The following is a 20,678-nucleotide window of genomic DNA, read 5'->3' on the forward strand; positions in this document are numbered from 1 at the left end:
CGTTCAGCGCATGTACAGCCCGCCGTTGATGTCCCAGCATGCGCCGTTCGCGAAATGCGCGTCGCCCGACGCGAGCAGCACGGCGGCATCCGCGACGAAACCGGCCGACCCGAGCTTGCCGCCCGGCAGGCTCGCGAGCACCTGGCGCAGTTTTTCGGGCGCGACGCTTTCGTACACGATCGGCAGATCGAGCGGCCCCGGCGAGATCGCGTTGACGGTGACGCCGTGCGCGGCGAGATCGCGTGCGAACACCTTGGTCAGCGTCAGCGTGCCGCCTTTCGCCGCCGCATAGTGCGCGCCCGTCGCCGAGCCGCCGTTCTGCCCGGCGAGCGACGCGATGTTGACGATGCGGCCCGCGCCGCGCTGCGCGAAGTACTGGCCGAACACCTGGCAGCCGAACAGCACGCTGCGCAGGTTCACGTCGATCACCTGGTCGAACTGCTCGGCGGTGATTTCCATCGCCGGCACGACTTTCGATGCGCCCGCGTTGTTGACGAGCACGTCGACCATGCCCCAGCGCGCGACGAGCGCATCGCGCGCCGCTTCGAAATCGCGTTTCGACGTCACGTCGAGCGGCAACGCGATCGCGCGTTCGCCGCTCGGGTCGAGTTCGCGCGCATGCGCGTGAATGGCGTCGGTGGCGATGTCGGCCAGCGCGACGCGATAGCCGGCCGCATGGAAGCGCTCGGCGATGACGGCGCCGAGGCCGCGTGCGGCGCCGGTGACGAGGACGACTCGGTGTGACATGGTGTGGGTCCCGTGGTTCGAGGGCGCACGTCGGCGAAAGCGGCGCCCGTATCGTGGTTCATGCGGCCAGTGCCGCTTCGAAGTGTGCCGCGATCGCGCAGACCCGTTCGTCCGCGCCCTTGCGTCCGACGATCTGCAAGCCGGCTTTCAACGGCGAACCGGCGAGCGGCAGCGGCAGGCTGAGCGCCGGATGGCCGCTGAGGTTGAACGGCCGGATCAGCGACGACATCGCGATGACCGATACGCCGTCGCGCGCCTGCTGCAGCGTGATCGGCAACGCGGGCAGCGTCGGCAGCACCAGCACGTCCGCGTGTTCGAGCGCGGCATCGACCTGGGCGGTGAAGCGTGCGCGCACGGCTTCGGCTTGCGCGAGCGCGGCCGGTGTCGTCGTCGCGGCCGTGCGCAGTCGCGCGTCGAGATCGGCGCCGAGCCGGCCCGTTTCGACCAGATGGCCGAACGCGCGCGACGTTTCCGCGTTGATCACGGTGAGCCCCGCCGCGAACGCGGCCGGCATTTCGTCGAGCACGATCGTGTGCGAGCGCAGGCCCGACGCGCGAACCGCCGCGTCGAGCGCGGCGGCGATCGCCGGATCGGCTTCGACGGCGACTTGCGCGACCGTGCAGCCGGCTGCGCATGCCGCCGCCTGCGCACGGTCGAAGCCGGGCGCGATCGCGGCCATCGCCGCGACGAGCGTGCGGATCTCGCGGGCGAACGGCCCGACGCAATCGAGCGTCGTGTCGGCGGGCGCGACGCCGCGCCGCGACACGCGGCCGAACGTCGGTTTCAGCCCGGCCACGCCGCAGCACGCGGCCGGCCCGCGAATCGAGCCGCCGGTGTCGGTGCCGAGTGCCGCGTCGACGACGCCGAGCCCGACGAGCGATGCGGAGCCGCTCGACGAGCCGCCCGGAATGCGCGTGGCGTCCTGCGGATTGACGGGCGTGCCCGTGTAGTCGTTGATGCCGGTCATGCCGAACGCGAGTTCGTGCATGTTCGCCTTGCCGGCGATCTGCCAGCCGGCGTCGAGCAGCAGGCGGACCACGTCCGCGTGCCGTCCGGCCGGCGGCGCATCGGCGAGCGCGCGGCTCGCCGCGCGGGTCGGATGGCCGGCGATGTCGATCGTGTCCTTGATCGCGATCGTCGGGCCGGGGCCGCCGAGCGTGAAAGTGTCGATGAAGCCTGTCATGGTCGGTATCGTGCGAAAGCAGCGGGAAACATCAGGGCCGTGGCGCGGCGGCGAGCGGCCACGGGCCGTCGAGCACGCGTTCGGTGCGGAAATGGCGGATCAGCCAGGCGGCGCCGTCGGCGGCCGGCGCGAAATCGACGGTCAGCCGCGCGGCGATCAGTTCGGCCGAGCCGTCCGCATAGCGCGACGCCTGCAGCATGATCCAGCGGCCGCGCGCGCTTGCGTGGCCGGCGCCGATTTCGATCGACTCCGACGTCAGGAAGTGCAGGTTCGCCGCGAAATGCGGATCGGGCGGCAGATAGCGGCCGAGCATCGCGACGATCGCGGCGGGGCCTTCGATGCGGCCGAACTTCCGCGCGTACTGCGTGCCGACGCCTTCCCACACGGCGTCGGCCGTGAACAGCTCGGCCAGCGACGGGCCGGCGCCGGCCTCTTCGGGCACGTCGCACAGCGCCATGTAGCGCGTGAGCGTCGCACGCACCGCGCGTTCGGCGTCGAGCGCCGCGACGCGCCGTGCGAGCGCGTCGATCGCGGCAGGTGACGAGTCGGCCATCGCGCGCCTCACGCCGCGGGCTGCGCGGCCGGCGGCACGGTCAGCGCGCGGCCCACGCGTGCCTCGATCTTGCCGTAGCGCCACAGGTTGTATTCGCCGACGGGTGTCGTGCGGTACAGGTTGCACACGGCGACCGTCGTGTCGAAATCGGCGACGTCGGCCATGATGTAGAAGGTCCACGGCGCGCCGTCGGCCTGGCCGACCACGAGGCGGTCGTCGTCCATCACGCCGAGCACGCGCACGCCGGGCATCGCTTCGACGGCCGCGAGCATCGCGCCGTACGCCTGCCACACTTCGCCGATCCGCTCGCGCGACAGGTCGAAGAAATTCTGCGACACGCCGCAGCAGAACAGCACGCGCAGCGGCAGCGGATTCGAATCGGACATATCGGGTTCTCCAGAGGAATCGGTCGGGTGCATGAACCGGCCGGCGACGGCGCGTCGGGTCCGGCTTCATGCGCATTCGTCAAAGGCGTCGGTCGATGCGGGTCACAGATAGCCGGGAAACGGCGTGACGCCGGTAAACACCGCGCCCGCGCCGTCGAAGTTGCCTTCGGCGAGGAACGCATGCTGCGTGACGACCATCGCGTCGCGCAGCAGCCGCTGCAGCGGATGCGTGCGATAGATCGCCGCCGTGCCGCCGAGGCGGTACGCGCGCTCGACGACGCTCGCGCCTTCGCGGGCGATCTGCGTGGCCGCGAGCCGCAGCAGGCTGACCTGGTCGGGCGTCACCGGATTGCCGGCGAGGATCGATTGCCAGACCGAGTCGGTCGCATCGTAGAAGAACGCGCGCGCCGAGCGCAGTTGCGCCTCGGCCTTCGCGAGCTCGATGCGGAAATACGCGCGATCGGCGAGACGCGGCGCGCCGGTCGTCGTCTGGCGGCCGCCCGACATGCGGTTCACGACGTCGAGCGCCGCGCGCGCGAGGCCGAGATTGACGACGGCCAGCACCTGCGCCGCATACGCGACGGTCGGGTAGCGGTACAGCGGCTCGTCGACGGTCGGCTCGCCGCCGCGCACGAAGGTCCACGCTTCGGGCACGAAGCGGTCGTTCACGCGCAGGTCGTGGCTGCCGGTGCCCTGCATGCCGACCACGCTCCAGTTCTCGACGATCTCGACGTCGGCGGCGCGGAACACGGCCGTGCGCGGCTTGTTCGGTGCGGCGTCCTGCGCGCCCGGCACGGCGATGCCGACGCCGAGCCAGTCGGCGCCCTTGCAGCCGCTCGCGAATTTCCACGTGCCGTTCACGCGCCAGCCGCCCGGCGCGGCCAGCGCGGGCTGCACCGGGAACAGGCCGCCCGCGAACACCTGGTCGGGGCCGCTCGCGTACAGCTCGGCCTGGGTCGCGAGCGGCAGCGCGGCGAGGTAGACGTTCGCGGAGCCGAAGCTCGCGACCCACGCGGCCGAGCCGTCGGCGGTCGCGATCCGTTCGATCGTGTCGAGGAACGCGGTCGGCGCGAGCGCGTCGCCGCCGAAGCGGCGCGGCGTGCCCGCGCGATAGATGCCGGCCTGCTTGAACAGCGCGATGACGTCGCGCGGCACGTGCGACAGCCGCTCGAATTCCTCGCGGCGCGCGGCGACGGTGTCGATCACCGCGTCGAGCGGCGACGACGGTCCTGCCGCAGGACTGGCCGCGGGCGGCGAGGCCGGCGCGGATTCGATGGCGAGGGCGGCTTGCGGCATGAAAGTCTCCTGGGAGTGGGGCGATGTCGGGCATTCGCATGTGCGTTTCATATGCAAACAGACCCTAGTCTAGAAACGCCGAAAACACGCAGCAATTGGTGCGTTGGGCCGCGCGACTGGTGACGCTCCGTGCCGGCCTAAAGAAATCTTCAGATGCGATCGGCGCGCGCCGGTGCTATGTTGGGTTTCCGGCCGCGCGACGCCGCGCGCCTTCCTCCGAATCCGATCATGAGTTTTCCCGACGAAGACGATTTCCACCGGCTGCTCGACGCGCTGACCACGTGCGTGCTGCTGCACGACGCGCGCACCCGGGCGATCGTGTGGGCGAATCGCGCGGCGTGCATCGCGCTCGGCTTTTCCGTCGAGGAACTGCTGCCGTTGAAGGCGCCGGACATGACGCGCCCCGAGCCGAAGTACCGGCGCGAGATCGCGGTGAGCGCATGGGATCGTGCGCGCGTGGACGGGCCGCAGGTGTACGAATGGTGCTATCGATCGCGCACGGGCGTCGACATGCTGTCCGAGGCCACCGCGACCTACGTGCCGCTGCGCGGGCGCGACGTCGTGATGGTGCAGTTCCGCGACATCAGCGCGGAGGAGGCGGTTCGCCAGCAGTTGCGCCGCTACGAGGCGCGGCTGCGCGAGTTCATGCAGGATCTCGACGAAGGCATCGCGGTCGTGACGCCGCACGGCGGCGTGCAGTTCATCAGCGAGTCGGGCCGCCGCGTGCTCGGGCTCGCGCCTGACGAGCCGCTCGGCGAGGTGCTCGACTACTGCTGCGCGGCCGATCGCGACCGGCTCGTCGCGCAGTTGCGCGATGCACCGTCGGCGCATCCGTCCGCGCCGCAGCGCTACCGGATCGTGCGGCGCGACGGCTCGGCGTGCTGGCTGCGCATCCTGTGCCGGCAGGTCGAGATCGAAGACGATCTCGACGGGCTGCTCGTGCAGTTCCGCGACGTGAGCGACGAAGTCGCGATCGAGGACGCGCGCCGCGCCGAAGCGCGGATGCTCGAATACGCGGGCCGCTACAACGCGATGGGCGAGATGGCGACCGTGATCGCGCACGAACTGAGCCAGCCGCTCGCGGCCGTGCGCAATTTCATCGAAGGCGCGGTGCGGCGGCTGAACGGCAACGGCGCCGTCGACGACGCGATCTGGGGGCTGCGCAGCGCGGACCGGCAGGCCGAGCATGCGGCGCTGATCATCAAGAGCGTGCGCGAATTCATCGTGAAGCGCGAGCCGGTCGTCGTGCGGGCCGACCTGCGCGACATCCTCGCGGATGTCGCGTACTTCATCGAGCTGCGCGCGAAGGAGGCCGGCGTGACGGTCGCGATCGTGCAGGCCGACGCGCCGCTGCCGATCCGCTGCGAGCGCGTGCTGATCGGGCAGGTGATCCTGAATCTCGCGTTCAATGCGATCGAGGCGTTCGCCAGTTGCGAGCGCGTGCCGCGCACGCTGACGCTCGGCACCGCGAACGTGGCCGGTCACGCGGAGTTGCGGGCGATCGACAATGGCCCGGGCATCGAAGCCGGCGCGCACGACCGGCTGTTCGACGGCTTCTCGTCGTCGAAGGTCGGCGGCAACGGCATCGGGTTGTCGCTGTGCAAGAGCATCGTCGCGCGCCACGGCGGGCGGATCGCCGCGAGCCGGGCCGCGGGCGGCGGGCTCGACTGCCGCGTGACGCTGCCGCTCGCCGACGCGCCCGCCTAGCGGCTGCGTCGCATCACGGCGGGGCAGCGATGCGCGGCGCATGGTCAGCGCCCCAGCGCCCGCGCGGTCTGGCCGCCGATGCCGAAGTCCGTGTTCGGAATGTCCTTGACGATCACGCGCGTCGCGTGCAGCGGCGCGCCGAGCACGGTCGCGCCCGCGTCGGACAGCGCGGCGATCAGCGCGCGTTTCTGTTCGTCGGTGCGGCCGGCGATCAGGATCGCGACGATCACCGGCAGCGATGGCGGCGCGCCGTCCGCGGCGCTGCGGCCGCCGAGGCCGATATGCGTCGCGGGCAGCTCGGTGAGCAGCACGCGCACCGATTCGATCGGTGCGCCGATCGCGTCGACGGTCGCGTTGCTGAGTCGGGCGATCAGTTCGGCCTTGCGCGCGTCATCATGGCCGGCCGGCAGGAAAACTTCGAGTGTGGGCATGGTCGTCCGGATAGGTGAAGGTGACGGGCTCACCGTTGCGCGAGCGATGGCGAAGCGCTCGCCGCTGAAAGGTGAAGGTGACCGGTTCACCTTTGTGCGGGCGACGGCGAACCGCCGGCCGCTCACAGGTGACGGTGACCGGCTCACCGTTGCGTCGGCGACGGCGAACCGGCCGCGGCTTACAGCAGGAAGCCGATCGCGCTGAGCGCTTCGGTCGAATCGATCAGGCGCACGACTTTCTCGGCGATGCGCATCTCGCCGTCGGCATCGACGTGCAGCTTGTGCGCGACGTCGGCCGCGAACAGCGTCGCGACGCCGCGCTTGTACGCGACGACGACCTGCGCCGATTTCAGCTCGACGGTGTCGGCGCCGCTGCTTTCCAGCGTGAAGCGCGACACGGTGCGCACCGTGCGCGCCGCATCGGCGGCCGATGCCGAATAGCCGGACATCATCCGCTGCACGCGCTTCTCGCGCATGTCGCGGTCGTCGAACACGTAGTTCAGCGTCGCCGCGAAATCGGTCGTGTCGGGATCGATCGGCACCACGTAGTGGCCGGCCGGATCCCACAGGTCGAGCCACGCGCGGTAGTCGCGGCGGTCGAGCATCTCCGCTTCGCGCCACACGAATTCGACTGCACGGGCGAAGGTCTGCTCGGAGAAAAGGGCGTTGCGGTCGTCCATCATTGCTGCTCCATCATGTTGCGCCATTGCCGGTAGGCCTCGCGCATGCCGGTCTCGTCGGTCGCATGCGCGGTCTTTTCGCCGTTCGCGGCGGTCGTCTCGCGGTTCAGCCCGCGATTCACGAGGATCGGCACGTCGGGGCCCGCGTGGGCGCCGCGCTGCACACGCTCCCACGCTTCCGCATCGTCGGGGCTGCCGAAGCCGAACGGGCCCTGGAAGTGCTCGTGAATGCGCAGCCGCTCGCGGTTCGCTTCGTCGGGGCCGCCGTCCATCGCGAGCGCGACGTGGCGGATCTCGGTCTCGTGCGCGGAGATCGGCCGCAGCACGCGGAAGAACGCCATCGACAGCGCGAGGTTCGGGAACAGGTTCAGGTTGAAGCCGACGCCCATCAGCGAGCGCACGATGCGACGCACTTCGTCCGGCGCATGGCGCTCGGCGAGCGTCGCGGCGAGCGATGCGAAGCGTTCGGGCAGCGGCGCGCCGTCGTCCTCGTCGAGATCGATCAGCTCGGGCATCAGCACCGCGAGGCTGTGGCCGTTGCCGAGCGCGCGGCAGAACGCGTCCTCGCTCGTCATGAAGCTCGTGATCGCGGCGGCCGTCTCGTCGTCGATCGACTTCATCCACGACTTGTGCACGACCGGGAAGTGGTAGAGGTCGGTGGTGTTCTCGAGCTGGATCTTCCAGTTACCCTTGAACTTGAACTTGTGCTCGCCGTTCGCCTTGATCGGGTAGCCGGCGCCCTGTTTCATGAACAGGTCGATCCACGGCTTCGCGCCGCCGAGGAAATCCTCGAGCGGCTCGATCGCGTCGTTGAAGCTCGCGAACACCAGCCCCTGGTACACGCCGACGCGCAGCTTCACGAGCGGCAGGTCGGCTTTCTCGCACACGCCTTCGTAGCCGTCGCCGTACGGCAGCGCGCGCAGCGTGCCGTCGAGCGCATACGACCAGCTGTGATACGGGCACGTGAAGCCCTTCGCGTTGCCCTTGTGCGCTTCGCACACGGTCGCGCCGCGATGGCGGCAGCGGTTCTGCAGCACGTTGATGTCGCCGGTCTTGTCGCGCACGACGATCACCGGCTGGCGGCCGATCGTCGTCGTGACGAAGTCGCCCGGATTCGGCAGCTCGCTCTCGTGCGCGACCCAGATCCAGGTGCGGTAGAAGATGCGGTCGAGTTCGGCCTCGAACAGCGCGGGGTCGTGATACATCGCGGGCGCGATGCGGTCGGGCTGCGCGAGACCATGCAACGCGCGGGTGTCGATCGTCTGGTAGGGAATGTCGCTCATCGTCGTCGTGGGGAAAGAGTCGCGAGGAAGTGCAAGGCCCGATCGGGCGGACCTCGTGCGGCTGGCAGAACCAGTTTCGTCGTCGCGATTTCATCCGTCAAATTGATCTAAAAAAGGCAATCAAATAAGCCTTATGGATAATTAGGCGGGCGCGTCACGATTCGGCGTGCGCATGCATGTCATTCATGGGCGCCATTTTTGGCGGGAATTTGACCGCATCCGGCCACGCTCTTATCGTGATTCGGACGCAGTGAACAGATTCGATCGCGGACCTGCCGCCGGATACCGGACAGGCAGGACAACTGAACTTATTACCGGCTCCCCATGAACTCACCAGCGCCCCTGTCAGCGGTTACGTTGCCCGTTTCTCGCAGCACCAGTTCGGTCCGACGTGCGGTCGCGACCGCCGTGCTCGGACAGGCACTCGAATGGTACGACTTCTTCCTGTACGGGACGGCCGCCGCGCTGCTGTTCGGCAAGCTGTTCTTTCCGGTCGGCAGCGATCCGCTGACCGGCACGATCGCCGCGTTCGGCGGCTTCACGGTGGGCTTCGTCGCGCGTCCGATCGGCGGCCTGCTGTGCGGGCACATCGGCGATCGATACGGCCGCAAGACCGTGATGATGCTAACCATGTTGACGATGGGTGCGGCGACCGTCGGGATGGGGCTGTTGCCGACCTATCGCGAGATCGGCATCGCCGCGCCCGTTGCGCTCGTGCTGCTGCGCGTGCTGCAGGGGCTCGCGGCCGGCGGCGAATGGAGCGGCAGCATCCTGCTGATTCACGAGAACGCGCCGGTCGGCCGGCGCGGTGCGCTGGCCGCGTGGAGTCCGTGCGGCGCGGCGTTCGGCTTCGTGCTGTCGACCGCGGCGTTCCTGCTCGTGCAGCAGTTGCCGGCGGCGGACCTCGAACGCTGGGGCTGGCGCATCCCGTTCCTCGCGAGCGTCGTGCTGGTGGGGTTCGGCCTGTGGATGCGCCGTTCGATCGGCGAAAGCGCGGCGTTCGCCGAAGCGCGCTCGACGCAGCAGGCCAGCGCGACGCCGCTCGTCGACGTGTTGCGCGAATGCCCGCGCGAAGTGCTGACCGTATTCGGGTTGCGCTTCGGCGAAGGCGCGGTGTCGTACCTGTTCTTCGCATTCTCGCTCGCGTACGGCAAGTTCATCGGCCTCGACGCATCGTGGCTGCTGAGCGGGCTCGTGATATCGATGCTGCTGATGATCCCGGTGACGCTGCTCGCGGGCCGCCTGACCGACCGGGTCGGCCGCAAGCCCGTCTATCTGCTCGGCGCCGTCGCCGTGGTGCTGATCGCGTATCCGTATTTCACGCTGCTGCAGTCGCACACGTTCTCGCACGTGATCGTCGCGCTGATCCTGGCCAACAGCGTCGCGATCGGCATCCTCGAAGGCGCGCAGCCGGCGTTCATCAGCGAGCTGCTGCCGGTGCACCTGCGCTTTTCCGGGCTCGGCATCGGCCGCGAGATCGCGTCGGTCCTCGGCGGCGGACTGTCGCCGATGATCGCGACCGCGCTGCTCGCGCATTACCGCAGCGCGACGCCGATCGTCATCTATCTCGTGATCCTCGGCGCGATCACGGTCGTCGCGACCTGCATCGCGCCCGAAACCCATCCGAAGGCGATGCGCGATGCGGCCCGATCGCGCTGACCGCCGCCCGTCTTTGCTCCAGACCCTTCGTCCTTTCAGGAAGTCACCATGCAAGCCAATTCCGCCATCCGCGCCGTCGTGTCCGACGACGCGCCCGTTCCGTCGCAACCTGCCGACGGTGCACCGCTGCCGCTCGATGCGGTGATCGCCGAGGTCGAGCGCCGGCGCGACGAATTCGACCGGCTGTCGCACGTGCCGCGCGACGTGATCGCGATGATGAAGCGCGCGGGCATCTTTCGCGCCGGTACGCCGGCGCGCTTCGGCGGCGACGCGCTTCCGCCGCACGTATTCCTCGCGATGCTCGAACGGATCGCGATCGCCGACGGATCGGCCGCGTGGGTCGCGGCGTTCGGCTCGGCCAATACCTATCTCGCCGCGCTGCCGCTCGACACGCAGCGCACGATCTACGCGGACGGCCCCGACCAGGTGTTCGCGGGCGGGCTTTATCCGCTGCAACCGGCGCGGCGCGCGCCGGGCGGTTACCGCGTGACGGGCCGCTGGCGCTTCGCGAGCGGCTGCAAGGGCGCGGACTGGATCGGCGTCGGCATCGGCGGTGCGCCGGCCGACGGCGGCGCGCCGGGCAAGCCGTTCACGGCGGTGTTTCGGGCCGCCGACGTCGAGATCGTCGAGAACTGGCGCGTGGTCGGCATGCAGGGCACCGGCAGCCACGATCTCGCGCTGGACGACCGGTTCGTCGCCGAAGCGTGGACCTTCGTGCGCGGCGGCGAGCCGACCGTCGACGAGCCGTTGTACCGCTATCCGGCCGTCGCATACCAGGCGCAGGTGCACGCGGCCGTGAACGTCGGCATCGCGCGGGCCGCGCTCGACCTGCTCACCGCGATGTCGGGCGCGACGAAGACGACCACCGGCGCGCCGCGCCTCGCCGATCGCCCGTACTACCGCGAAGGGCTCGCGAAGGCCGAGGCCGACTGGCGCAGCGCGCGCGCGTTTTTCTACGAGACGGCGGAGGCGGCGTGGGCGTCGCTGGCCGCCGGCCAGCCGGTTTCGACGCAGCAGACGAACCTGTTGCGGCTGAGCGCGACACATGCCGCGCAGGTCTGCGCGAAGGTCGTGATGCACGCGTACCAGTTGGCGGGGACGGCCGCGATCTATCGAGAGAACCGTCTGCAGCAACTGGTGCGCGATTCGATCGTGGTCACGCAGCACGCGTTTCTCGGCGAAGCGACCTACGACGGCTCCGGCGCCGTGTTCGCCGGCATCGCACCCGTCACGCCGTATCCGTGATCGGCCGCCACCCCGATTCCTTGCAGCAGGAGCATGAGATGAACGATGCAACGATTCACGACGACGTCCGCCGGGATTTTCGCGAGGCGATGTCGCGCCTGCCGGCCGGCGTCAACGTCATTACCACCGACGGCACGCATGGCCGCTGGGGCATCACCGCGAGCGCCGTCTGCTCCGTGACTGACACGCCGCCGACGATGCTGGTGTGCATCAATCGCGGCAGCCGCGCGCACGACATCATGCGCGGCAACGGGCGCGTCGCGATCAACCTGTTGCCGTCCGCGTGCCAGGAAGTCGCGACGACGTTCGCCGGCATGACGCCGGCGCCGGGCGACGCACGCTTCGACGACACGCGCTGGCGGGACGGCAAGACCGGCGTGCCGGTGCTGGCCGACGCGAACGTCAGCCTCGAAGGGCGCATCGTCGACAGCAAGTCGGTCGGCTCGCATTCGGTGATGTTCGTCGAGGTCGACCACATCGCGCTGCATGCGGCCGCCGACGGGCTGATCTATTTCGGTCGCGCGTTCCATCGGCTCGCGCATCCGCTGGCCGCGCAGGCGGGGTGACGGATGGAAGTCTGCCTGTTTCTGATCGTCGATCGTGGCGACGCCGACAATGCGGACGGACCGCTACCCCGTATCGACGAGGCGGTGGCGGTGCTGCGTCGGGCGCCCGGTCTGACGCGGCTGGTCGTGCATCGGCCGGTCGCGGCGGCGGCCGACCACGCCGATCCCGTCGCCCGCCCGCCATCTCCCGCATGCGTGCTGCAAGGCTATTTCCGCGAACTCGACACGCTCGAAGCGATGCTCGCGCCGACGGGCGCCGCGCCCGCATGCGTGAGGCGATGGCAGGCGGCGGGGTGGCGTGTCGCGCAGCAGGCGATGGCCGTGCGCCGGATTCCGCTGCCCGGTGCCGGCGCGGCCGCAGTTGCGCGAAGCTGCACCTACCTCGTCAGCTACGAAGGTAACGCCGAGGACCCGAACGCGTGGCTGTCGCATTACCTCGATCGTCATCCGCCGCTGATGGCGCAATTGCCGGGCGTCCGCGCGATCGAGATCTACACGCGCGTCGATTACCGGAGCGCGCTGCCGGCGCCGCGTGCGGACGCGATGCAGCGCAACAAGGTCGTGTTCGACGATGTCGATGCCCTGGCGCGCGCGCTGGCGTCGCCGGTCCGCTTGCGGATGCGCGCCGATTTCGACGCGCTGCCGCCGTTCACAGGCGCCACGCCGCATTTCCCGATGGCCAGCGAAAGTTTTGAGATAACATCGGCCGAGTAGTCTGCGCCGCGTCGCGCGACCGCTCGCCGGTCGGGTCGACGCGCCCCCGCCGCGGCTCACGAGCGCCATGACCAAATCCCATCCGGTCGTTACCGACCTCAACCTGTTGCGGGTGTTCCTCGCGATCTCGGAACTGCGCAGCCTGACCGCGGCCGGCGAGCGGCTCGGGCTCACGCAGCCGGCCGTCAGCCATGCATTGCGGCGCCTGCGCAACCTGTTCGACGATCCGCTGTTCGTGCGAACGCCCGCCGGCATGGCGCCGACCGATGCCGCCCGCCAGTTGCATGGTCCGCTGACGCGCGCGTTCGGCATCATCGATCTCGCGGTGCAGCAGGTCGCGCATTTCGATCCGGCTACCGCGAGCCGCACGTTTCGCCTGTCGATGTCCGACATGTCGGAGTTCTATTTCCTGCCGCCGTTGCTCGCGAAACTCGCGCAAGCCGCGCCGGGCATTCGCGTCGACATCGCAAGCGCGGCGGTCGATGCCGTCGGCGCCGCGATGCGCAGCGGCGAGATCGATCTCGCGCTCGGCTACGTACCCGACCCGGGCCCCGGCTGCGTGAGCGAAACGCTGTTCTCCGACGAGCACGTGTGCATGGTGCGGGCCGGCCATCCGCTGCGCAAACGCGCGCCGACGCAGGAAGACCTGACCGCGCTGCGCTACGTCTATGCGAGCAGCAACGCGACCGGCCACCGGATGGTCGAGAAGTGGCTCGACGAGCTGCACGTCGAGCGCACCGTCGTGCTGCGCCTGCCGCATTTCATCGTCGCGCCGGAGATCGTGCAGCGCACCGATCTGGCGATCATCTTTCCGCGCAGCGTCGCCGAGCGTTTCAATCGCGGCCGCGCGTTCCGGATCTTTCCGCTGCCGTTCGTGCTGCCGCCGATCGAAATCCAGATGCACACGCACGTGCAGTTCGCGGCGGACCCGGGCATCGCATGGCTGCGCGGCGTGATCCACGAGATGTTCCATCGGCCGGAAGCGTGACGGCAAGACGCCAGGTGCGTGCATAAGAATCCGCTTCACTGATTTAGAATGCGTTCACGCATCAATTCGACGAATAGTGGAGGCGGTGATGACGTCGGTCGATCATCTCGATCTGAACCTGTTGCGCGTGTTCCAGGCGATCGTCGAGGAACGCAGCCTGACGAAGGCCGGCGAGCGGCTCGCGCTGTCGCAGCCGGCCGTCAGCTATTCGCTCGGCCGGCTGCGCACGCTGTTCGACGATCCGCTGTTCGTGCGGACGCGTTCGGGCATGCAGCCGACGCCGGTCGCGCTCGAACTCGCGGGCATCGTCGGCAAGGCGCTCGACATGGTGCGCGTCGCGTTGCGCTACGCGGAGCGCTTCGATCCGGCCACCAGCACGCGCACGTTCCGGCTGTCGTTGTCGGATGCGGGCGAGATGGCGTATCTGCCGGCGATCTGCCAGGCGCTGCGCGACCGTGCGCCGCGCGTGACGCTGAGCGTGCAGCCGTTGCCGGTGGAGGAGATCGAGGAAGCGCTGCGCGCGAGCCGGCTCGATTTCGCGATCGGCAACCTGCCGGAGCTGATGCCGCGCACGCGCCACCAGGTGCTGTTCGAGGAAACCTACGTATGCATGACGGGGCGCCGGCGCGGGCTGCCGACGGCGGCCGCGCTGAGCCTCGAGCAGTTCGTGCGCGCCGCGCACGTCAACGTGAAATCGGTCGAGCACAGCCACCACGCGCTCGACGATGCGTTGCGCGCGCAGGGCGTGGGCCGCAACATCGCGCTCGAGGTGCCGCACTTCGTCGCGTTGCCGAGCGTGCTGTCGGTCACCGATCTGTATGCGACGCTGCCGAAGCGGCTCGCGCAGATCCTGAACCGCGACAACGCATTCCGCCTGTACGAGCTGCCGGTCACGCTGCCGCCCGCGCCGGTGACGATGCACTGGCACGAGCACTTCCACGAGGACGAGGGCAACGCGTGGATGCGCGCGCTGCTCGCCGAGATCGTCGAGCGCTTCGACGAATGACGCTCGGGCGGGGCGCGACGGGCGGCCGATGGAGGTCGCCGGCGCCGGCCTGCACCGGTCTCCGGCGCATGGGTCGATCGCCAGGTCGGCGCCGCCGCATGTCGACGCACTCGGCGTATCAGAGATCGAGCACCAGCACGGCGGAACGCGCGCGCGACACGCAGCAGCAGATCACCGCATTGCTCGCGCGCTCGGCCTTGCTCAGGCAGTGGTCGCGGTGATCGGGCTCGCCGTCGACGACGGGCACCATGCAGGTGCCGCACACGCCTTCGCCGCATGACGTATCGACTTCGACGCCGATGCGCGCGAGCGCGTCGACGATCGACGTGTCGGGCGTCACGCGCACCGATTGCCCGCTGCGCCGCAGGCGCACTTCGAAGCCGTCGGCAGCGCCGGTGTCGGCTGCGGCGTGGCCCGTCTCCGCGGCGACGGGGTCCGCCGCGAAGCGTTCGAGATGGATCGCGTCGTCGGGAACGCGCGTGGCGGCCGCGGCGACGACCGCATCCATGAACGGCCCCGGGCCGCACGTATAGACATGTGCGTGCGCATCGATCGACGCGACGCAGCCGCGGAGCTCGGCCGCGAGCGCATCGGGCTCGACGCCGTAATGGAACGTCACGTGCGATGCGAACGGTTCGACCGACAGTTCGTCGACGAAGGCGGCGTGCTCGCGGCTGCGCGCGAAGTAATGCAACCGGTAGCGCGCGCCGCGCCGGTTCAGCGCGTACGCCATCGACAGCAGCGGCGTGATGCCGATGCCGGCCGCGACGAGCACGTGCTCGCTCGCGTCATCCGTCAGACGAAACAGGTTGCGCGGCGTGCCGATCGACAATTCGGCGCCGACGCGCACGTCGTCGTGCAGCGAACGCGAGCCGCCGCGCGAGCGCGTTTCCTTTTTCACCGCGAACAGATAACTGCCGCGCTCGTCGGGGTCGCCGCACAGCGAATATTGCCGCGTGATGCCGGACGGCGCGGTGACGTCGATATGGGCGCCCGGCTCGTACGCGTCGAACGGCTGGCCGTCAACGCGCGAGACCCGGAAACAGCGGATGTCCTGCGCCGCGTCGATCAGCGCGTCGATCCGGACCTGGTGGCGGTTCGCTTGCATGGGAAATTCCGTGGGGTAGAGGAAAGCGGCGCGGCAGCGCGCCGCGCCGTCATGCGATCGAGAATAGGGACGGGCATCGTATAAATCAAATCGATTAAAAAGCGATGCCTGAATCAGTGGGATGGATGATTCGTGGGCGCGCTCAGGTGCCCGGCGTGTCAGCGCACGGCGATCGCGTCGCCTGCGCCGGCCGCCTGCGGCGCCGCGGCCGACGCGTGACCGCGTTCGCGATCGAGGCTGCGGCGATAGTGGCGGCAGCCGACGGCGAGCAGCAGCGCGGCCAGCGTGGCCGCCGCGACGTTGACGATCGACATCGAATGGCCGACCGCGGCCGGCGCCCCGAACACGCGATCGGTGAACAGCGCGACGACCGTCGTGCCGATCCCGAGCGCGATCAGGTTCGACACGAGCAGGAACAGCGCGGAGATCTGCGCGCGCATCTGGTTCGGCGCGAGCGTCTGCATCGCGGCGGTCGACGTCGGCATCGGGAACGACGCGAAGAACATCGCGACGACCAGCATCGCGAGCGACGCCGGCAGGCTGTCGAGCTGCGTGAACAGCGTCGCGGGGATCGCCATGCAGGCGGCGCCGATCGCGCCGGCGCGCATCGGCGCATCGCCGCGGCCGCGCCGCAACAGCCAGTCGTTGAGCCAGCCGCCGCAGAACACGCCGGCCGTGTTGGCGGCGAGCAGCACGATGCCGAGCGTGTAGCCGGCTTCGACGGCCGTCATCCCGAAGCGGCGGATATAGAACGCAGGCGTCCAGCTCAGCAGGCAGTACAGCGTCATCGCGTAGAACGAGAAGCCGAGGTAGTGGCACGAGAAGGTCGCGCGGTGGGTACCGACGAAGCGCAGCGAATCGCGCATCGACACGCGCCGCACGGCGCCCGAGCGATCCTGCGCGAGCCCCTTGCGCTGAGGGTCGCGCACGGTCGCGGCGAACAGCAGCGCAACGAGGATCCCCGGCAGCCCGACGATCAGGAACGTGACCTGCCACGCATGCACCTGCCCGACGACCGGCAGCGTGAAGGCGCTCGCATGCTTGAGCAGCGCGATCACGTAACCGCCGATCAGGAACGCGATGCCGCCGCCGATGAACGAGCCGAGCGAATACACGGCGATCGCGCGTCCGAGCTTCTCCTTCGGGAAGTAGTCGGCGAGCATCGAATACGCGCTGGGCGACAGCGCGGCCTCGCCGACGCCGACGCCCATCCGCGCGACGAACATCTGCACGAAATGCTGGCTGAGCCCGCACGCGGCGGTGGCGACGCTCCACAGCGCGATGCCGAGCGAGATGATGCGCGGGCGCGCATAGCGGTCGGCGAGATACGCGACGGGCAGGCCCATCACCGCGTAGAACAGCGAAAACGCGAAGCCGTTGAGCAGGCTGAACTGCGTATCGGACAGGTGCAGGTCGCGCTTGATCGGTTCGATCATCAGCACGAGGACCTGGCGGTCGACGAACGAAAAGACGTACGCGAGCATGCAGATGACGACGACATACCATTCGTACGTATAGCGCTTGCCGTCGGCAGCGCGGGCCGTGGATGCGGACATGCGGGTTCTCCAGGAGCGGGCGGTGGAAAAGCGCGGCATCGGCCCGGCGGGCCGGGCGCCGTCGCGGCGCGAAAGCGTGCGGGTGACACGATCGGAGACGCAGCGTAGTCGGCCAAATTCGGCCGCCATAGCCGGAGTGACAGCCGCGCCACACGGACATTTACCGACCCGGATAAAGAAAACACCGAGGCCGTGCGCGCGGGCCGCCGCGCCGCGCGCGTGCGGCGGGGCGCCCGCGCTTCATGCGGCGCATCTATAAGCGTTATAGAGCGCATTGCGTCGACGTCCGAAATTGTCGTTCCTAGACTCGGCCCGTTTTTTATCGGCAGCGTTGGCCGTTCGCGGCGAACGCGCTTCACACCACGCGGCGCGAGGCCGACCGGCGCCGGCACTTCCACGGGACGACGAACATGAACCAACCGAACGGGCGGGCCGACCGGCTTGCCGTACCGCTTGCCGCGCTGCTCGCGTGCACGGCGCTGCCTGCCGTCGCGCAATCGAGCGTGACGCTCTACGGCCGCATCGACACCGCGATCGAATACGCGAACGCCGGGCCGAACCACGTGACGCGCATGGGCAGCGGCAACCTGTGGGCGTCGCAGTGGGGGCTGAAGGGTGTCGAGGATCTCGGCGGCGGCTACGCGACGATCTTCAAGCTCGAGGACGGTTTCAACGCGGCGAGCGGCGCACTGGCGAACGGTAGCGCGCTGTTCGGCCGCGAAGCGTGGGTCGGCATCACGGGGCCGTTCGGCGGCGTGCAGTTCGGCGAGCTCTACACGATCCTGCATACGACGCTCGTCACGTACAGCCTGCCCGGGCTCGGCGCGGGGCTCGCATGGGGCAACGCGACCAACAACTTCGTCGGGCCCGCGTTCCTGCGCGTGCGCAATTCGATGCGCTACACGTCGCCGCGCTACGCGGGCTTCATGCTGCGCGCGATGGCCGCGCGCGGCACGAATGGCGCGGCCGGGCAACCGGCGACGCTGGGCGACACGTACGGCGCGGGGCTCAACTACGTGCACGGCGGCCTGTCGGTCGACGTCGACTACATGCAGCAGAAGTTCAGCCCGGTCGCGTCGTCCACGCTCGGCGCCACGAGCACGGCCGCGAACGGCAACTACACGCTTGGTGCGATTTCGTACGACTTCAACGTCGTGAAGGTGGCCGCGCTGTACCTGCGTCATCGCGGCGGTCCCGATGTGGCGACCGCGATCGACAGCCAGAGCGCTTATCCGCACAGCGACATCATGGAACTCAGCGCGACGGTGCCGATCGGGCGCGCGTCGCTGCTGCTGAGCGTCGGCCATTACCGGAAGGTGGCCGACAGCGACGGCAACGCCGATTCGTACGGCATCCGCTTCGACTATCCGCTGTCGAAGCGCACGGTGCTGTACACGGGCGCCGCGATGGTGCGCAACGGCGCGCACGCACGCTTCGTCGTCAATGGCGCGGCGGGCGGCGGCGTCGCGGTGGCGAAACCGGGCGCGACCGCGAGCTCGCTCGTCGCGGGCATCCTCACGTCGTTCTGACCGTGTCGGCGAGCCCGCTTGCGCCGCTATGCGCACGCGGGCGGCTGCGGTGCGAGCCATGCGTCGAACGGTGCCTGCTCGCCGATATTGAACAGTTCCAGCAGCAGCGCACGCAGCCAGCGATGACCGGGATCCGCATCGAAGCGGCGATGCCAGTACGCGTTGACGGCCCATTCGCCGGCGCCGGCGATTTCGTACAGCACGCACGGCTGGCGTGCCGCGAACGTGATCGCGATCGTCTCCGGCAGGATCAGCGCGTAATCGCCGTCCCGCAGCAATGCCGGCACCACCATGAAATCGGGCAGCGCCGCGCGCACGCGCGGCATCAGTTCGTGCCGTTCGAGCAACTGCATCGATTGCGGATGCGACGTGACCGCGACGAAGCGCAGCGTGTCGGGCGCCGTGCCGTCGAGCACGAAATCGTCGGGCAACCCGGCGCGCTGCGCGGTGCGGCGCGGCATCAGCAGCACGCAGCGCTCGTGCAGCAGCGCGGTGCGCTGGAAGTGGCTCGACGCATCGGCGAAATGCCCGAGCGCGAAGTCGATGCGGCCCGATTCGAGCGCGACGTTGAGCTGGCATTCGTCGACGTGCAGCGTCTCGATCACTGCGCCCGGCGCGCGCCGGTCGAACGCGGCGAGCAGCGTCGGCAGGAATGCACTCGCCGCGAAATCGCTCATGTGCAGGCGAAACACGCGCTGCGTGCTGTCGGGCGCGAAGCGCGAGCCTTCGTCGAGCACGTCCTGCAGGATCGCGAGCGCCTTGTCGACCGAGATCGCGAGCCGTTGCGCACGCGGGGTCGGCTCGACGCCGATGCCGGTGCGCACGAACAGCGCGTCGCGAAACATCAGCCGCAGCCGGCCGAGCGCGTAGCTGACGGACGGCTGCGTGACGCCGAGCCGCAGCGCCGCGCGGCCGACGTGCCGCTCTTCATACACCGCGCGAAACGTCTTCAACAGGTTGAGATCGAGATCCTGCACGCGCAGGCCGTCGGATGCGTCCGCGTCGTGCGGCGCGGGATCGGAGCGGGCCGGCGCCCGGCCGGGGGCGGAGTGCGTCATCGTGCTTGCCTCGCGGTGACCGAAGGCGCGTGGCCGTAACGTCGCGCATACGCCTTCGCGAAATGGCCGAAGCCATGGATGCCGTGCGCGATCAGCACGTCGGTCACGCTGCGCGCGTCGCCGCGTTGCAGCGCCGCGTGCACGGCGGCGAGCCGACGCTCGCGCACGTACGCGGCCGGCGTGGTGTGCAGGAATGCGCGGAACGCATGCTGCAGCGTGCGCGGCGCGACCCCGGCGACGGCCGCCAGCGCGGCGAGCGCGAGCGGTTCGCCGAGGTGCGCATCGACGTGCGCGCAGGCGCGCCGCACGTAGGCGGGCAGCGGCGGCGTGCCGCGCAGCAGCGCGTCGCTGTACGCGTGCGGCAGGTGCGTGAGCAGCAGCGACATCAGCCACGCGGTGAGGTCGGCACCGAACGCCGGCGACGCCGCGCCGATGCCCGGCTGCGCGCCGAGCCGGCACAGGTACTCGAAGGTCGGCAGCACGAGCGCCGCGCCCATGCCCTTGCCGGCACGGCCGGCCGCGAGGTCGAATTGCAGCGGCCGCGTGAGCGTGGCCTGCAGCATGTCCTGCAACTTGCGTTCGAGCGCGCCGCGTTCGAGCCGCAGCACGAGATTGCGGCAATCGCGGCTCGTGCGCAGACGGCTCGCGAGCGCGGGCGACGACACGGTCAGCTCGCCGGGGCCGGCGCGCACGACGACGCTGCCGGCCTGCAACTCGCACGCGCCGGCGAGCGTCAGCCGGAACAGGAAGTGATCGGCGTCGTCGCCGAAATCGATGCGCGTTTCGCGGCCGTAGCAGAGTTCGAGCAGCGCGCCGTGATGCAGCGGCACCTCGTACAGCTCCGCATGAAACGGATCGCGGCCGGACGCGGCCATCCGGTGCGGCCCGAGCCGGTGCGCGACCGCGCGTTCGACTTCGTCGGGCGCCTGCAGCAGGCCGAGCCGGTTCGGCGCATGGCGGGAAAGGGCGATGTGCATGCGTGG

The 20,678-nt window shown here is 69.6% G+C and carries 20 protein-coding genes; 8 read left to right on the forward strand and 12 right to left on the reverse strand.

What is annotated here, in order from left to right; translation table 11 throughout:
• Positions 1-3 precede the first annotated feature (3 nt).
• From WS96_RS02980 to WS96_RS03000, 5 genes are all read right to left on the reverse strand, one after another.
• On the reverse strand, positions 4-747 hold the full coding sequence (locus tag WS96_RS02980; protein ID WP_059830527.1) for an SDR family NAD(P)-dependent oxidoreductase: 744 nt from the start codon (positions 745-747) through the stop codon (positions 4-6).
• A 58-nt stretch (positions 748-805) separates the two neighbouring features.
• Complete coding sequence (locus WS96_RS02985) at positions 806-1,930, reverse strand: amidase (protein WP_059830528.1); 1,125 nt, start codon at positions 1,928-1,930, stop codon at positions 806-808.
• Between the two features lie 31 nt (positions 1,931-1,961).
• A complete protein-coding gene (locus WS96_RS02990; protein ID WP_059830530.1) occupies positions 1,962-2,483 on the reverse strand; it encodes a nuclear transport factor 2 family protein in 522 nt (173 codons plus the stop codon).
• Positions 2,484-2,491: 8 nt separating this feature from the next.
• Positions 2,492-2,869 (reverse strand): hypothetical protein, encoded by a 378-nt coding sequence (locus WS96_RS02995; protein WP_059830532.1) that lies wholly within the window; start codon positions 2,867-2,869, stop codon positions 2,492-2,494.
• A gap of 102 nt (positions 2,870-2,971) precedes the next feature.
• Positions 2,972-4,165, reverse strand: coding sequence for an acyl-CoA dehydrogenase family protein (locus WS96_RS03000; RefSeq protein ID WP_059830534.1), 1,194 nt, complete (start codon positions 4,163-4,165; stop codon positions 2,972-2,974).
• A gap of 153 nt (positions 4,166-4,318) precedes the next feature.
• Between WS96_RS03000 and WS96_RS03005 the strand changes: the two genes are divergently transcribed.
• The gene (locus WS96_RS03005; protein WP_059830535.1) at positions 4,319-5,872 is read left to right on the forward strand and encodes a sensor histidine kinase; all 1,554 of its coding nucleotides are present in this window, start codon (positions 4,319-4,321) and stop codon (positions 5,870-5,872) included.
• A 44-nt stretch (positions 5,873-5,916) separates the two neighbouring features.
• Here the strand turns inward: WS96_RS03005 and WS96_RS03010 are convergent, their stop codons facing one another.
• The 3 genes from WS96_RS03010 to WS96_RS03020 form a co-directional block, all read right to left on the reverse strand.
• Complete coding sequence (locus WS96_RS03010; protein WP_059830537.1) at positions 5,917-6,303, reverse strand: tautomerase family protein; 387 nt, start codon at positions 6,301-6,303, stop codon at positions 5,917-5,919.
• A gap of 179 nt (positions 6,304-6,482) precedes the next feature.
• Positions 6,483-6,986, reverse strand: coding sequence for an aromatic-ring-hydroxylating dioxygenase subunit beta (locus WS96_RS03015; protein WP_059830539.1), 504 nt, complete (start codon positions 6,984-6,986; stop codon positions 6,483-6,485).
• Entirely contained in the window at positions 6,983-8,266 is a 1,284-nt protein-coding gene (locus tag WS96_RS03020; RefSeq protein ID WP_059830541.1) for an aromatic ring-hydroxylating oxygenase subunit alpha, read from the reverse strand. Before WS96_RS03020 ends, WS96_RS03015 begins: the two co-directional genes overlap by 4 nt.
• A 324-nt stretch (positions 8,267-8,590) precedes the next feature.
• On the opposite strand from WS96_RS03020, the gene WS96_RS03025 reads away from it, so the two are divergent.
• The 6 genes from WS96_RS03025 to WS96_RS03050 all read left to right on the forward strand — a co-directional run bounded on the left by WS96_RS03025 (position 8,591) and on the right by WS96_RS03050 (position 14,444).
• Positions 8,591-9,925 (forward strand): MFS transporter, encoded by a 1,335-nt coding sequence (locus WS96_RS03025; protein WP_059830544.1) that lies wholly within the window; start codon positions 8,591-8,593, stop codon positions 9,923-9,925.
• Between the two features lie 48 nt (positions 9,926-9,973).
• Entirely contained in the window at positions 9,974-11,170 is a 1,197-nt protein-coding gene (locus WS96_RS03030) for an acyl-CoA dehydrogenase family protein (RefSeq protein ID WP_082720168.1), read from the forward strand.
• A gap of 38 nt (positions 11,171-11,208) precedes the next feature.
• Positions 11,209-11,736 (forward strand): flavin reductase, encoded by a 528-nt coding sequence (locus WS96_RS03035; RefSeq protein ID WP_059830546.1) that lies wholly within the window; start codon positions 11,209-11,211, stop codon positions 11,734-11,736.
• 3 nt (positions 11,737-11,739) lie between these two features.
• Positions 11,740-12,450, forward strand: coding sequence for an EthD family reductase (locus WS96_RS03040; protein ID WP_059830548.1), 711 nt, complete (start codon positions 11,740-11,742; stop codon positions 12,448-12,450).
• Between the two features lie 67 nt (positions 12,451-12,517).
• The gene (locus WS96_RS03045; RefSeq protein WP_059830550.1) at positions 12,518-13,438 is read left to right on the forward strand and encodes a LysR family transcriptional regulator; all 921 of its coding nucleotides are present in this window, start codon (positions 12,518-12,520) and stop codon (positions 13,436-13,438) included.
• Positions 13,439-13,526: 88 nt separating this feature from the next.
• A complete protein-coding gene (locus tag WS96_RS03050) occupies positions 13,527-14,444 on the forward strand; it encodes a LysR family transcriptional regulator (protein ID WP_059795065.1) in 918 nt (305 codons plus the stop codon).
• A 118-nt stretch (positions 14,445-14,562) separates the two neighbouring features.
• Here WS96_RS03050 and WS96_RS03055 read toward each other — a convergent pair whose 3' ends face one another.
• The gene (locus WS96_RS03055) at positions 14,563-15,552 is read right to left on the reverse strand and encodes a PDR/VanB family oxidoreductase (RefSeq protein WP_059830552.1); all 990 of its coding nucleotides are present in this window, start codon (positions 15,550-15,552) and stop codon (positions 14,563-14,565) included.
• Between the two features lie 158 nt (positions 15,553-15,710).
• Positions 15,711-17,108, reverse strand: coding sequence for a spinster family MFS transporter (locus WS96_RS03060; RefSeq protein WP_059830554.1), 1,398 nt, complete (start codon positions 17,106-17,108; stop codon positions 15,711-15,713).
• A 410-nt stretch (positions 17,109-17,518) separates the two neighbouring features.
• On the opposite strand from WS96_RS03060, the gene WS96_RS03065 reads away from it, so the two are divergent.
• Positions 17,519-18,637 (forward strand): porin, encoded by a 1,119-nt coding sequence (locus tag WS96_RS03065; protein WP_059830556.1) that lies wholly within the window; start codon positions 17,519-17,521, stop codon positions 18,635-18,637.
• Positions 18,638-18,663: 26 nt separating this feature from the next.
• Here WS96_RS03065 and WS96_RS03070 read toward each other — a convergent pair whose 3' ends face one another.
• Together WS96_RS03070 and WS96_RS03075 are read right to left on the reverse strand one after the other, a co-directional pair.
• Positions 18,664-19,695 (reverse strand): LysR family transcriptional regulator, encoded by a 1,032-nt coding sequence (locus WS96_RS03070; protein WP_059830558.1) that lies wholly within the window; start codon positions 19,693-19,695, stop codon positions 18,664-18,666.
• A complete protein-coding gene (locus WS96_RS03075) occupies positions 19,692-20,672 on the reverse strand; it encodes an AraC family transcriptional regulator (RefSeq protein WP_059830560.1) in 981 nt (326 codons plus the stop codon). The genes WS96_RS03070 and WS96_RS03075 overlap by 4 nt, the downstream gene beginning before the upstream one ends.
• Positions 20,673-20,678: the final 6 nt, after the last annotated feature.

The organism is Burkholderia sp. MSMB1835 (assembly GCF_001526365.1).
GTDB lineage: Bacteria > Pseudomonadota > Gammaproteobacteria > Burkholderiales > Burkholderiaceae > Burkholderia.